At 70.6% G+C, this 13320-nt stretch carries 13 protein-coding genes; 4 read left to right on the plus strand and 9 right to left on the minus strand.

The features are described from left to right. The first annotated feature begins 473 nt into the window (after positions 1 to 473). On the plus strand, positions 474 to 881 hold the full coding sequence (locus tag JOD52_RS00005; protein ID WP_204408371.1) for a hypothetical protein: 408 nt from the start codon (positions 474 to 476) through the stop codon (positions 879 to 881). 49 nt (positions 882 to 930) lie between these two features. Here the strand turns inward: JOD52_RS00005 and JOD52_RS00010 are convergent, their stop codons facing one another. Genes JOD52_RS00010 through JOD52_RS17655 form a run of 3 tightly spaced genes read right to left on the minus strand, consistent with a single transcriptional unit; the run spans position 931 to position 3504 of the window. Continuing rightward, a complete protein-coding gene (locus tag JOD52_RS00010) occupies positions 931 to 1446 on the minus strand; it encodes a DUF2087 domain-containing protein (RefSeq protein ID WP_204408372.1) in 516 nt (171 codons plus the stop codon). Between the two features lie 4 nt (positions 1447 to 1450). Next, the gene (locus tag JOD52_RS00015; RefSeq protein ID WP_239551658.1) at positions 1451 to 2236 is read right to left on the minus strand and encodes a response regulator transcription factor; all 786 of its coding nucleotides are present in this window, start codon (positions 2234 to 2236) and stop codon (positions 1451 to 1453) included. Continuing rightward, positions 2230 to 3504, minus strand: coding sequence for a histidine kinase (locus JOD52_RS17655; RefSeq protein WP_204408374.1), 1275 nt, complete (start codon positions 3502 to 3504; stop codon positions 2230 to 2232). The genes JOD52_RS00015 and JOD52_RS17655 overlap by 7 nt, the downstream gene beginning before the upstream one ends. 301 nt (positions 3505 to 3805) lie before the next feature. Here JOD52_RS17655 and JOD52_RS00025 point away from each other — a divergent pair, with 301 nt between their 5' ends. Beyond that, a complete protein-coding gene (locus JOD52_RS00025) occupies positions 3806 to 4930 on the plus strand; it encodes a CPBP family intramembrane glutamic endopeptidase (protein WP_204408375.1) in 1125 nt (374 codons plus the stop codon). A 4-nt stretch (positions 4931 to 4934) separates the two neighbouring features. Here the strand turns inward: JOD52_RS00025 and JOD52_RS00030 are convergent, their stop codons facing one another. The 6 genes from JOD52_RS00030 to JOD52_RS00055 all read right to left on the minus strand — a co-directional run bounded on the left by JOD52_RS00030 (position 4935) and on the right by JOD52_RS00055 (position 10932). Then, entirely contained in the window at positions 4935 to 5861 is a 927-nt protein-coding gene (locus JOD52_RS00030) for an ATP-binding protein (protein WP_204408376.1), read from the minus strand. A gap of 28 nt (positions 5862 to 5889) precedes the next feature. Continuing rightward, positions 5890 to 6672: a hypothetical protein gene (locus JOD52_RS00035; protein ID WP_204408377.1), complete on the minus strand. Its 783-nt coding sequence runs from the start codon at positions 6670 to 6672 to the stop codon at positions 5890 to 5892. After that, the gene (locus JOD52_RS00040) at positions 6669 to 7589 is read right to left on the minus strand and encodes an ATP-binding cassette domain-containing protein (protein WP_204408378.1); all 921 of its coding nucleotides are present in this window, start codon (positions 7587 to 7589) and stop codon (positions 6669 to 6671) included. Before JOD52_RS00040 ends, JOD52_RS00035 begins: the two co-directional genes overlap by 4 nt. 183 nt (positions 7590 to 7772) lie before the next feature. Then, on the minus strand, positions 7773 to 8528 hold the full coding sequence (locus tag JOD52_RS00045; RefSeq protein ID WP_204408379.1) for a response regulator transcription factor: 756 nt from the start codon (positions 8526 to 8528) through the stop codon (positions 7773 to 7775). A gap of 231 nt (positions 8529 to 8759) precedes the next feature. After that, entirely contained in the window at positions 8760 to 9575 is an 816-nt protein-coding gene (locus JOD52_RS16850) for an NAD(P)-binding domain-containing protein (RefSeq protein WP_259884583.1), read from the minus strand. Positions 9576 to 9867: 292 nt separating this feature from the next. Beyond that, entirely contained in the window at positions 9868 to 10932 is a 1065-nt protein-coding gene (locus JOD52_RS00055) for a hypothetical protein (RefSeq protein ID WP_204408380.1), read from the minus strand. A 420-nt stretch (positions 10933 to 11352) separates the two neighbouring features. Between JOD52_RS00055 and JOD52_RS00060 the strand changes: the two genes are divergently transcribed. Then, positions 11353 to 12276, plus strand: coding sequence for a class II glutamine amidotransferase (locus tag JOD52_RS00060; protein WP_204408381.1), 924 nt, complete (start codon positions 11353 to 11355; stop codon positions 12274 to 12276). Further along, a complete protein-coding gene (locus JOD52_RS00065; protein ID WP_204408382.1) occupies positions 12273 to 13277 on the plus strand; it encodes a CAAX protease in 1005 nt (334 codons plus the stop codon). The genes JOD52_RS00060 and JOD52_RS00065 overlap by 4 nt, the downstream gene beginning before the upstream one ends. Positions 13278 to 13320: the final 43 nt, after the last annotated feature.

Below are 13320 nucleotides of genomic sequence, written 5' to 3' on the forward strand. Positions count from 1 at the left end.
TCGCCAAAGCGTTCAGCGAGCCCCTGGGCTGGTAGGGGTGCGGGCATCCGCAGCGCAGCAGCGCAGCAGGCAGTCCCCCAGGCTGAGGCTCCGATGCGTCTAGCTCTGGTCGGCGGTGGGCCTGCGCCTTTACGGTCATCCGCATGGGACTAAGGGATCTGGGGCCATCAGGACCGATCGGCAATCCGTACTACGGGGCCGAGAGGTCCCCGCTGGACGGGCCCGAACCGGAGTTCCTCCCGGGCGGGGACTTCGGATCGGGGCGCGAGGACGCGCTGGATGATGGGTGGCGCACGCATTTCGGCCCCGAGCAGCATGCGCCCGAGCCACTGTTGCCCTCCTTCGATCGGACGATCAAAGGGCCAGGAGAGTGTCCTGGAGGCGCATCTTCTCCGTGATCCGCACGGTGCGCGCGCTGACACGTCGATGACGGTCACGGAGCAACGACGGACCGCGCTGCGAAAGGTCCAGGCATGACGCCGAACGACGACCGGGAGGTCGACAGCGACCGCGCGACGGACGGCCACTGGGAGGCCGACGACGACCGGAAGATCGATCACGACACCCCCGCGGACGACGACGCCCCCACGGACGACGACACGCATTGGCGGTCCCACTTCGTCGAGGCCGATGCCCCTGCCACAGTCCCCGAGCCGGGCGGATTCACGACGTGGACGAAGGTCAAGGTGGGGTTCGCCTTCGGCATGATCTTCCTTTTGGCGGCTGCTGGGGCCTACGTGCTTATCGATGAGTACCGCCCGTACGGGGGCCAGACGGACACCTTCCGCAAACTGGTCGTCGCTGAACTCTGCATCGTTGTAGGTACCGTCATCGCCCTGATCATGTGGATCCGCCAGAATCGGTCCCGTTGTCGGCCATGACCTGCGGACCCGTCGGTACTGTGGGGTACGGGTCATGCGGGCGTACGGGTCACGCGAGGCGGTAACGACCGCCGTCGGGCGAGCGCTCCAGGACACCCGAGTCCACCGCATCCCGCCGCACCAGCGCCGGGTCCGGCGCGATCATCGAGATCCCTGCGTTCAGCTCCGCCTCGCTGAGTGCACCGTCGGCTCCGAGTCGCTCGAACACCATGCGGGCGATGCGGCCCGAGGCTGCGATCCGGTCGACCTCCCGTGGAGGGAGGGATTCCAGCCGGGGCACCTCCAGGATGGCGTCCGAGGAGCGCATCAGGCTGAGGGCATCGACCACCTCGCGCAGCAGCGGGGCATCCACCTGCCCGTCCGCCTGCAGCCAGTCGATGCGGGCCAGGGGCCCGTCGGGGCGGCTGTCCTGTGTTCCGACAGGATTCTCCGTCCCGGCGGGACGTTCCCCTCCCGTGAGGCGCTCGCCGAGGGCAGCGCGCAGCTTCGGGGACGACAGCATCGAGAACAGCATCCTGGCGCGGCCCAGGGCGGCGTCGAGATCCATGGCGGGGGCAGGGGTCATGGCATCAGCCTTCCAGCTCCAGCACCCGGATGGCGAGCTGGACCCGGTTGGTGACCTGCAGCTTGTCGAACAGCCGTCCCAGGTGGGTCTTCACGGTGGCGAGGCTCAGGTACAGCTCCTCGCAAATCTCCTGGTTGGTCATGCCGCGGGCCACCAGGCGTCCCACCTGCCACTCGCGCTCGGTGATGCCCGGGGGAGCAGGCGCGGGCCGGCCCGATGCGTCGTCGGCATGGGCGCCGCCGTCGCCGGCGCCCGGCCCTGCGGACGCCAGCCGCACCAGACGCGCCAGCACCTCGGGGGAGAAGCGGGCCCGGTCATGGGCGGCGTCGAGCACCGCGGCGACCACCTGCTCCGGCGGGGTGTCCTTCAGCAGGAACGACACGGCTCCGGCGCGCAGCGCATCCAGCAGGAACTCGTCGGTGTCGAAGGCGGTCAGCATCACCACTCGGGCCGTGGAACCCTGCTCGCGCAGAGCCCGCACCGCCTCGATGCCGTCCATACGCGGCATCCGCACATCCATCAGGATCACGTCAGGCTGCAGGTCGCGGGCCTGGCCGAGGCCCTCCTGGCCGTCGGATGCCTCGCCCACCACCTCGATGCCCTCGGCACCGTCGATCATCAGCCGGAGGCCGGCACGCATCAGTGCCTCGTCGTCCACCAGCAGCACGCGGGTACGAGAGGGACCCTCCGGTGGGCGGGGTTCATGGTCGCTGAGGCGCTCGTGGTCCCCCGGGTGTTCGCGTCTCTGTGAGCCGTCCGCGGGGGGAGGGGTGTCGTCGCTGGTCACCATGGCATCCATGCTTCCACGCGGAACGTGGTCCCGTCGTCCTCGATGCGGACGTCGCCACCCAGCAGGCGTGCCCGTTCCTGGAGCCCGATCAGCCCATGCCCGGTGGACAGCACGGGGCCGGCTAAGTCATCGGCAGCATCGGCCGGTGCCGTCGAGTCGGTCGACGGGTGAGGGTTCACCGCGGTCATGACGAGCCGGTCCTCGCGCCGGTGAAGGAGGACCGTCAACGGCGCGCCGGGAGCGTGCTTGGCCGCGTTGGTGATCATCTCTGTGAGGACGCGGGAGAGGGCGACGACGGTGGACCGGCCCCGTCGGTCCAGCGCCTCCGCGTCGACGTCCTTCCAGGTCAGCGTCACCGGCTGACCCCGCAGTCGGGCCCGGTCGACGATGTCCTGCAGCGCCGGAGCGGTGGCCAGTGGCTGGGATCCCTCGTCGGAGCGCAGCGCCACCAGCACCTCCCGCAGCTCGGCATTGGCCTGCTGGGCCGCATCGCGCACGGTCGTGGCGATGGACCGCAGCTGCTCCGGCGGGAGGTCCGTGCGGTAGCTCATGGCCCCGGCATGCATGGCGATCGTCGCCAGGTGATGGGAGACGCTGTCGTGCATGTCGCGGGCGATGGCCGTGCGCTCCTCCGCTCGCATCTGCGCCTCAGCCGATGCCCGGGCCCGCTCCATCGAGGCGCGAGCCTGCTCGGCCGATGCCCGGGCGTGCTCTGCCGCCTCCCGGGCCTGCTCGGCGGCGATGCGCTCCCGCTCCGCGGCCTCGGCCTGCTGTCGAAGTGATGCCACCAGTGCCGCCCGGGTCCCGGAGAGTCTTCCCAGCACCAGCGCGGTCACCGCGATCGCGATGCTGATGATCACCGTGATGCTCCAGGTGCCGTCCGCCCCGGTGCCGCGCGCCATCGAGTCCAGCGACAGCAGCCCCAGCGTCGCCGCGAGGAGCAGCGCGATCGCGCACAGGTCCAGCCACAGCCGGCGCTTCCGGCCCAGGCGGTACAGCGCGATCAGGCCGGCCGGCAGGCCGGCCAGGCTGAACCCTGACAGGGTGACCGCCAGGAGGTGCAGGGCAGTGCCGGTGCGGGTGTGCGCCAGGAATCGCAGCGGCCCGATCAGCACCCCGATGAGCAGGCCGATCAGCAGATCACCGAGGTGCAGGGCCACCAGCCCGTCAGGCGGGTTGTCGGCGAACTCCGCGAGCACGGTCCCGAAGGAGAGCAGCAGCAGGAGAGTGCCGAACAGTACGGCACCGAGGGACTCGGCAACGGCCACCAGCCAAGGACGCAGTCGTCGCGGGTCAGGGTGGGTGCTGGCGGTGAGGGGGCCGTCGCGCCTGTCGGTGTGCGCGCCGAGGCATCGGCGGGCGGAGGCACAGGAGTGCTCGCGACAGGGGAATCGGGCATGCACCACAGCCTACGGAGACCTATGTCGTGGGGGATCGACCATCTGGCTGATGGCGACGCGAGCCGATCGGGTCCCCGGTCCAGTCCATCCGGTCGATCCGGGCCAGGGTGTGTGCGCGGGAGGGTGGAGTCATCGCAGACCGCGAACCCTTTCGATCAAGGAGGCCCCGATGAGCACCTCGACCACCGTGCGCACCGCTGATGCCGTGACCACCCCTGGCGTGCGCACCGCTGATGCCGTGCGCACCGCTGATGCCTTGCCCACCGCTGATGCCGTGACCACCCCCTACGCCGACCCCGTCCCGACCGCCCCGCGCATGGCGCAGCCGTTCCACCGCGCCGCCCGCGCGATCCCGCGTCCGCATTACTGGTGGCGTCCATTGGTGGCGCTGGCGGTGTTCGCCGTCTCCTACGTGCTCATGGTGCTGGTGCCGGTCATCGGCGTGTTCCTCCTGACCCTTGCGCAGCCGTCCCTGGCATTCAGCGAGTCGATGGGTGATCCCCGCAACCCCATGGACATGGTCGTCGGCCTTGGCGTCATCGCACTGATGATGCCCGCGGTGCTGCTGGCCACCCGCGTCGCCTACGGTCGCGTGGGGATGGCGAACTCCGTGCGTGGGCGCTTCCGCTGGGCACTGCTGGGCAGAGCGGCCATGGTGATCGTGCCGCTGTACCTGCTGCTGAACGTGGGAGGCACCGTGGTGATGGGCACCACGCCCCTGGAGATGCCGGCTCTCACCGCGCCAGTCATCGCCGCCGCCGTGATCATCGTGCTGGTGGTGCCGCTGCAGGCCGCCGGCGAGGAGTACGCCTTCCGCGCCCTGCCGCTCCAGGTGTTCGGCACCTGGCTGCGCTCTCCGGTGTGGGGGATCCTGATCCCGGTGCCGCTGTTCATGGTCAGCCACGGCTACGACTGGGTCGGTCAGATCGACATCGCCCTGTTCGCCATCACGATGGGCCTGCTGGCCTGGAAGACGGGTGGCCTGGAGCTGCCGATCCTGCTGCACGTGGCCAACAACTGGACGCTGTTCCTGCTCGCCCCGTTCATGTCCGAACCGCTCGCGCAGGGCGCGGTGCCGCCCATCGCGCTGCTGTTCTTCACCGTGCCGATGCTGCTGATGACCGCTGGTCTGTGGTGGTGGTACTCCCGCCGCGAGGGCCTGCGGATCTGGGAGCCGACGCGGGGCACCCTGCACCGGCACGGGTCCCGGTCGGCTGGTGTGGCGCCGGCTCCCGCCGCCGATCAGCACCGGTCCCCGGAGCATCGCGAATCGGCAGTGGTCCCCGTCGGCTGAGTGCTCAGTCGCTGGGACCTGGAAGGGCCGGGAGGGTGACTGTCAGCGTGAGACGGTCACCCTCCTGGTGTGCTGCCACCTCGCCGTTCAACTGGCTGGTCAGCACCTTCACGATCGACAGGCCCAGTCCGCTGGTGCGGCCGGACCGGGAACGATCGGCGGTGTAGAACCGCTCGAACAGTCGCTGGGTGTCCAGCTCGGTGCCCGGTACCACCCGGTTCGACACCTCCAGTGCGACAGCACCTCCCATGCCCTGCTCCGCGACCGGGACCAGCCGCACCTCGAGCACCTCCCGGCCGTGCTGGACCGCATTGCGCAGCAGGTTCTGCACGATCCGCGTCAGCAGCGCCTGGTCTGTGCGCAGCAGCAGGGCCGACGGCGGCTCGAACCGCACATCGAGGCCGGCCCCCTCCAGCTCGGCCGCCATGCGCAGCAGGTACTCGCCGACCAGGACCCCCACGTCCAGATCGACCGGCTCCACAGGAGCCTCCTCCTCCAGCAGATAGGTGTACTCGTACAGCCGCTCCACCAGCGCCCCCAGCTCGGCGGCATTTCGTCGTGCCCGCTCCAGCTGCTCGCGCTGCGCGGGGTCGAGGTCGGCGCGGGCGATCAGCTGCAGGTGCCCCTGGACCGTGGTCAACGGCGTGCGCAGGTCATGGGACACATCGGCGATGAAGGAGCGGAACCGGCGCTCCTCGCGCAGGGCCCGCGTGGAGGCCTCCTCCGACCGGCGCACGGTGTCGTTGATGCGGGAGACCAGCTGCTCGAGGTCCCGGTTGACCAGCGCGAGCGTCACCGCGCCGTGCCGCTCGTCGACCAGACGATGCCCCAGCTGGTCCGAGACCGCACGGATCTGCCGGACCAGCACCACCAGGTAGGCGGTCACCACCACCAGCAGCACCGCGAGCACCACGACGAGGGCGATCACCACGGGTGCTCCCTCCGACGCTGCGTGGGCCTCACTTTATGTCGGCCCGGCGCAGTACCAGCCACGAGGCGAGACCCATCAGCGCCAGGAACACCAGCGACACCGCGACCGCCGCCAGCATCTCCCCGCCCGTGGACCCCGGCGCCGGGGTGTGCTCGGAGGAGAACGGGGTCAGGCGCACCAGGACGTCAAGGCCGGCGACGTCGGCCGCCGCCCCGCCTAGCAGGTCCGCCACGAAGCCCCAGGCGAACCCTGCCGCCATCACCACCAGCGGGCGCTTGAGCCAGAACGCCAGCGGCAGGCACACCGACAGCTTCGCCGCCGTCAGCACCGCGCTGGTCAGGGTCACGGTGATGATCGCGCCCACCTCGGAGCCCGTCAGCTCGCCCGTCTGCGCTGCCAACGCGGAGAACGGTGTGGGGACCGCGGGGGTGAAGTCCTCCCCGGTCGCGCGGGCCAGCAGCGCCGCCAATCCGTAGGGGAGGGACAGGGCGGTCACGGACAGCGCCGCGATGACCGTGGTCGCCGTGACGACCGTGGCGCGGTCCGCCGCCAGCAGCGCGTTGTGCACCGACCGCGTCTCGAAGGGCAGGGAGACCACCGCCCCGTAGATCAGGGACCCCAGCAGCGACACGAACATGACGTCGCTGAGACCGGCCACCCCGTTGGCCTCCGCCGGCCCCAGGGACCCGGTGGCCAGCTGATGCTGCAGCACCATGTAGAAGGCCGCCGCGACGGCGCAGGCCAACAGGCACAGCGGCACGGTCAGGCCGTGGCGGACCATGTAGAGCTGGGCACGAAGCTGGTTGATCATGACCGGTCACCTCCGATGACGGACAGGAAGAAGGACTCGAGGCTCTCGCCCTCGCGGGCCAGGCGGGTGGGCCACACGTCGGCGGCCACCAGGGTGCGCAGCACCTGATCGGGGTGCTCGGTACGGTCGTGCAGGCGCACCGTGCGGTCCGGCATCACCGTGAACGGGACCTCCGGCAGATCCCGTTCCAGCACGGTGACCAGGTGCTCGGTGTCCTCGGCGGCGATCTCGAGGGACCGCTGGGTCTGCTGCTCGAGCTCCTCCAGCGTCAGGGTGCGCTTCACCCGGCCGCCGTCGACGATGATGTAGTCGCTCGCCGTCTGGAACAGCTCGGGCAAGTTGTGGCTGGAGATCAGCACGGTGATGCCGCGCTCCGCGGCGAGGTCACGGATCAGGCGGCGCACCTCCACCACCCCCTGCGGGTCCAGACCGTTGACCGGTTCGTCCAGCACCAGCAGCTCCGGCTCCGCGATCAGCGCCAGCGCGATGCCCAGACGCTGACGCATCCCCAGCGAGAAGTTCTTGACCTTCTTCCGGCCGGTGTCGGCCAGGCCCACCTGCGCGAGCAGACGCTCCTCCACGGCGCTGTCCGGCACACCGCGCAGCAACCGGTGGATCCGCATGTTCTGCTGCGCCGTCATCCCGCCGTGCAGCGGCGGGGACTCGATCAGCGACCCCATGCGGGCCAGGTCCTCCTGCCGGGGCGCACCAGCACCGGAGCCGAACAGCTCGATGCTGCCGGCAGTGGGGATGCTGAGCCCCGTGACCAGACGCATCAACGTGGTCTTGCCGGCGCCGTTGCGGCCGATCAGTCCGTACACGCGGCCTCGACGCAGCCGCAGATCGACCGACGAGACGGCCTCGTGATCGCCGTAGCGCTTCGTCAGGCCGCGAGTGACCAGTACGTCCTCGCTCATGCGTCCTCCTCCTCGGGTGGGCAGGGCCCGTGGTGGCGGGCCGATGCGTCGAACCTACGAGGACGAGGTCAGGTGGCCGTCGGGACCGGGCACCAAGAGGTCAGGATTGCGTGAAGATCCGCGTCGTGCATCCCGGGGCCAGAACCTGAGCCAGCACCCCGGACCCCTGGGCGGTCGCGGTGCTCAGGCGCCCGTCGGCAGTGCGCGCATCCGGTAGCCCAGGCCCCACACCGTCTCGATCGGGTCCTCGTCCGGCCCGACGGCGCGCAGCTTGGTGCGCAGGTTCGACAGGTGCGTCTTGACCGCGGCGTCGTCGGCGACGAACGGCTCCTCCCAGACCGCCTCGTAGATCGTCGGCCGCGACAGCACCCGGCCGGGCTGCGTCATCAGCAGCTCGAGGATCCGGAACTCGGTCGCCGTCAGCTCCAGCTCCCGGTCGCCCCGGGTCGCCCGGGCGTGCTGAGGGTCCACGACCAGGTCACCGTGGACCAGCCGGGGTGCGGGGCGGTCCGGGGGAGCGGAGCGGCGCAGCAGCACCTCCACACGAGCGGTCAGCTCCTCCAGGTCGAAGGGCTTGGTCACGTAGTCGTCGGCCCCCAGGCGCAGCACGTCCACCTTCGTGTACACGGCGTCCTTCGCGCTGAGCACCAGCACCGGCAGGTCCGAGTGCCGACGGAACTCGGCCAGCAGCACCGACCCGTCGACGTGCGGGAGCATCAGGTCCAGCACCACCAGGTCGAACGGCGGGGCGTGTGCCGTCGCGACCGTCGGGGGCACGGCAGTTCTCGGCCCCGCCGCTGCGGGCGATCCGGCGGCGAGCACCTCGCGTGCCTGCAGGCCGTCGTGCACACCGTGCACCTGGTGGCCCTCGGCGCTCAGGGTGTCGACCAGCAGGCGGTGCACGTCGGGGCTGTCCTCCACGACGAGGATCCGTGCCATTGGGGGACCTCCCGGGTCGGTGATGCGCCGATGATCAGAAGTCCGGCGTCGTGTTCATCCTAGGGAGCGGACCTCCGCAGGCCTGCCCTCGACCAAGGGAGCGGGGCTCCGAGGGCCTGCCCTCGACCAAGGGAGCGGGGCTCCGAGGGCCTGCCCTCGACCAAGGGAGCGGGGCTCCGAGGGCCTGCCCTCGACCAAGGGAGCGGGGCTCCGAGGGCCTGCCCTCGACCCTTACCCCTCGGCCGTCGCTCCACGTGCGGTGAGCACCAGGCGACCCCGGTCGGTCTCCGGGAAGTGGTCGATCATGGCGCGCAGGGCGACGGCATCGATGTTCGCCCCGAACGCCTCCGCATAGGGCTGCAGGCGCACCCCCTCGGCGAGCGGGCCGATCACCAGGGGATCGAAGCCTAGCTCGTCGATGAACTCCGCGACGATCTCGGCGTGCGGGGAGGGACCGGCGATGGCGATCGCTGCCCTGGGCTCGGTGTCCTGCCCGGTCGCGGTGGCCCTCGCCCCCTCGGCCCTCGTGGGGGCTGCACCGGCCGCGACACCGTCGGTCCCCGAGGTGTCCGCGCCCGCTGTGGCCCCGTCGACCCCCGAACCCTGCCGCGGCCGAGCCAGGTCCTCCAGGTCGTGGTAGCCCATGTGGTTCAGCGCCTTCACCACGGTGGCGCCGGGCAGCTTCTCCTGGATGAACTCGCTGGTGGAGGCCGACGGGTCGGAGAACTCCTCGTTCTCGCCGTCGGTCTCCCACCAGTAGTTCATGGCGTCGATGACGAGCTTGCCGTCCAGGGCGTCGGCCGGGATCGAGGCGTACTTGCCCAGCGGCAGAGCCAGGATCACGATGTCGGCCTGCTCGGCGGCCTCGCGTGCAGTGACCGCACGCGCACCGGGAGCAAGGATCTGCACGATCAGCTCGATCTTCCCGGGGTCGCCGGAGCCTGCGATCAGGACGTCGTGGCCTGCGGCGACGGCCAGGCGCGCCAGGACGGTGCCCACCTTCCCTGCGCCCAGGATGCCGATGGTCCGGTGGATTCTCTCGCTCACGATCACCACCCAACGCCGACGAAGGCCAGGATCTTCCCCGCTCTGCCCTGCCCTGCCCCGCCCTGCCCTTCCTGCCCTGCCCCGCCCTTCCGCCGAGCCGTCGTTTTTGGGGCGTATCCCAGCGTCATTCACCGCAAACGACGCGGCTCGATCTCCCAACACCGTGGAGCTGTGGGGCCGTAGGGCTCAGGGTCGTAATCTCCCAGCAACGGGGAGCTGCGGGGCCGCAGGGCTCTGGGTCTTTCGGCGCGGACCCTGCGACGACGCTTCACCCTTGCGATATGACGCAGCTTCACCCGTGCGATATCTGGTGCACCTCACCCCTCCACCCCTGCCGACGCAGAGCCACGGCCACTCGACACACCGCCTCCCAGCAGCCATCCCTTAGGTCGCCGGCGGTGGTGCGCACCTCGATCCAACCGTGATCACGGCGCAGGTCGCCTCGGCGGATGTCCTTGGCCAGCTGTCTGCGGTCCAGGTGGCCAGGACCTTCATGTTCGAGAGCAACTCGCCACTGTGGCCAGTGAAGATCGGGTTCGCCCAGGTCCATCGTCCCTTCGTAGGCCCGCACATTCGCCAGCGGCTCCGGCAGGCCGGCACGAACCAGCGCCAGGCGCAGGCGCGTCTCTGCTGGAGAGTCGCTGCCCACCCGCATCAGCTCTACGGCCTCGCGCAACGTCCTTGCGCCACGACCGGACGAGGCGCTCGCCAGGTCACGCAGCTGGCCGAGCGTGGCGTAGGGACTCCTGCGTTTCTCCGCCCAGTACCGAGGACGCCGAACCAGGTGATCCCCGATCTGGACAAGGAGGTCACGCCGAAGAACCGCCGCCAGGTCCACAAGGGTGCGCGTGTGGGTCGTGAGGCGGAGATCGCCGATCGCGACGATGTCCTCATCCTCCCGCCTGTGTTCACCCCATCGCACGAGGGCATTGCTGGTGCGCCGACGATCGGGCGCAGCGAGGTGGAGTCGACGATCCGGTGGCGGCGCTGCATCGGAAATCTCGGCCGGAAGAGCGTTCGTGGGCGAGGCCGACTTCGTCATGGGCGGCCTGTCCAAGGGGTAGGTGGAAGGCTTCGCCGGGGCGAGAGCAGTCTGGAGATTCTGCGGGAGCGGGAGGCCCCAGTAGCGCGCCGCGCTGAGTCCATGGGCGAAGACTTCGGGATCGGCGCGGCAGTACGCGGACAGGATGTCGACCTCGGTGTGCAGTTCGTCGCGCTGCCCGTACAGCCCCCGCGCGATCGCGATGAGGTCACTGGCGTTCAGCCGGTCACGAGTCACGCCGTGCCGGACGGCCTCAGTGGCAGTGAATACGGGGTACTCGAGCGACGGGGGGAGTGGAGTCGGGTGGCGGGGCATGGCGCCATCGTCGAACAAGGCCCAATCCGGTATGCCGAGTAGTCCCCAGTGCCCTGGTCAGAAGGTCATCGTAGGGTTCCTCCCCATGGTGAGGTCGCCGCACCCCGCCTGGCCCCACCGTGTGGAGACAACCCCTTCTCACCCAGCCTGGTCCCACCGAGCCGTTGATCTTGGGGGGTATGGGCTCGAATAGGCCCTAAAATACGCGTCTCGGTGCGAGGGGTGCCGCGGAGGCGTGGGGCGCGAGGGGCCGCGGGGGCGTGGGACGTGTGGCCCAACGGTGCGAGGGGGTGCGAGGAATACCCTGGAGCGCCTCCCTGCACCTCGCACCTGCCCCCACGTGACCTGCGAGTCAGAATGCCCCGCCAGTAACCGTGCTCACTGCGGTCCCAGCGCCCGCCACCTACAGTGGACGCCGACATGTGCCGACTCTTCGCTCTCCACGCCGACCAGCCCGTCACCGCCCAGATGTGGCTGACGGATGCCCCCTACTCCCTGGTGAACCAGTCCCGCTTCAACGCGGACGGCACCGGCCTCGCCTGGGTGGACGAGGCAACGGGGCAGGTGCAGGTCAGGAAGCGACCCATCGCCGCCTACGCGTCCGAGCGCTTCGGCCGGATCGCGCAGCAGGTGCGCACCCGCTCGATGATCGCGCACGTGCGACTGTCCAGCGGCACCCAGCACACCACTGAGAACACCCACCCCTTCGTGCAGGACGGCATCGTCACCGCCCACAACGGGGTCCTCGAGGTCACCCCCGGCATGAAGCAGCGCGTGCGGCAGCTGGGCACGGCCCACCACGTGCACGGCACCACCGACAGCGAATGGATGGCCGCCCTGGTCACCGGCGAGGTCGCCGCCCACGGCGACGACCTGCACGACGGGGTGGTGGCAGCGCTGGACTGGATCTGCCGCAACGTGCCCGTGTACTCCGTGAACCTGCTCGCCATGCGCGGGGACGAACTGATCGCCGTGCGGCTTCCCGCCACCAACGAGCTGTGGGTGCTGGAGCGCTCCGCCACCGCGGCTGATCCCCGAGAGCCCCTCGAGCAGTCCTCCGACTCCCTGCGCGTGGACAGCGAGGACCTGCAGGACGTGCGCTCCGTGGTGATCGCCAGCGAGCCGATGGACGACGACGCAGGCTGGCGCCTGATGGACCCGGGAGAGCTGATCCACGTCGGCCCCGGCGCGACCATGACCAGCGAGCGTCCCTTCGGACCCCTGGCCAAGGCGCTCACCATCGATGACCTCGGCCTGTCGGCTGCGGCCTCCCAGGCGCACGCCGCCCAGGCCCGTGAGCACGAGCAGCGCCGCCAGCGTCTCGCATCGCGGCGCGCAGCATGACCGCGTACCACCGCATGGCCACCCTGCGCGAGCCCTGGTCGGCATGGTCCAAGCCTTTGCTGACCGTGTTCGCCGCCTTCGCGTCGTACGTGATCATGGCGTCCGCGCTGCTGGTCACCGTGGTGCTGCTGCTGGCCCTGGTGCCCGGGGTCAACGTCGCCCTGGGCGTGACCAGCGGCGACCCCGCCAGCCCGCTGGACGTGGGCCTCGCTCTGGCGATGGGTGCGCTGTGGCTGCCGGCCGGTCTGATCGGCGTGCGCGCGGGCGGGTGGCGTCCCATCGGCACCGCGTTCTCGGTGGCCGCCCAGCGCCGCAGCGTCCTTTCGACCCCTGCAGCGCTGGCCGTCATCGCCGGCGGCGTGATCACGGTGGGCGTGGCCGCGCTGGCCGGATCCTTCGTACCGGTGGAGGCGGGCCCTGACGCGCCCGGCCCGTCGACCGGTGCCGTGCTCGCACTGGTACTGGTCACCGCCGTGCTCGCGCCCCTACAGGTGGCGGGCCTGGAACTGACGATGCGCGGACTGGTGATGCAGGCCCTCGGCACCTGGCTGCGCAGCCCCGTCCTCCCGATCCTCGCGGCGATGGGCATCGTGCTGATCGGGCGTGAATGGAGCGCCGCCGTGCTGATTCCCGCCCTCACCCTGGCCGCCTGCGCCGGCATCCTCGCCTGGAAGAGCGGCGGCCTCGAACTGCCCTTCTTGCTCACCCTCACGACGACCGTCGTCGGCATCCTCACCTCCGGCTTCGCGGTGGGCACCGGTATCGGTTCGGGCGCCGCGGCGATGGTCGCGGCGTCGGCCGCCCCGGGCAGTTCGAACGCGGCCCTGGCCGGCGGAGCGTCCGCCTCCGCGGCGCTCGCCGGTGGAATCGCTGGGGCCGTGGCCCTGGTCGTGGGCACCGCGGTGGCCTGCGTGCTCATCGGCCGACGCGACGGGCTCACCCTCGCCGAGCCGGTCACCCGAGCGGCCGACGAGCCGCTGCCGCCGATCGTCGCGGTCTGAGCCGCCCCGGCCGAGCTGCGCTGGGGCGCGCGTCGTCGCCCCA

The organism is Brachybacterium muris (assembly GCF_016907455.1).
GTDB classification, from domain to species: Bacteria; Actinomycetota; Actinomycetes; order Actinomycetales; family Dermabacteraceae; genus Brachybacterium; species Brachybacterium muris.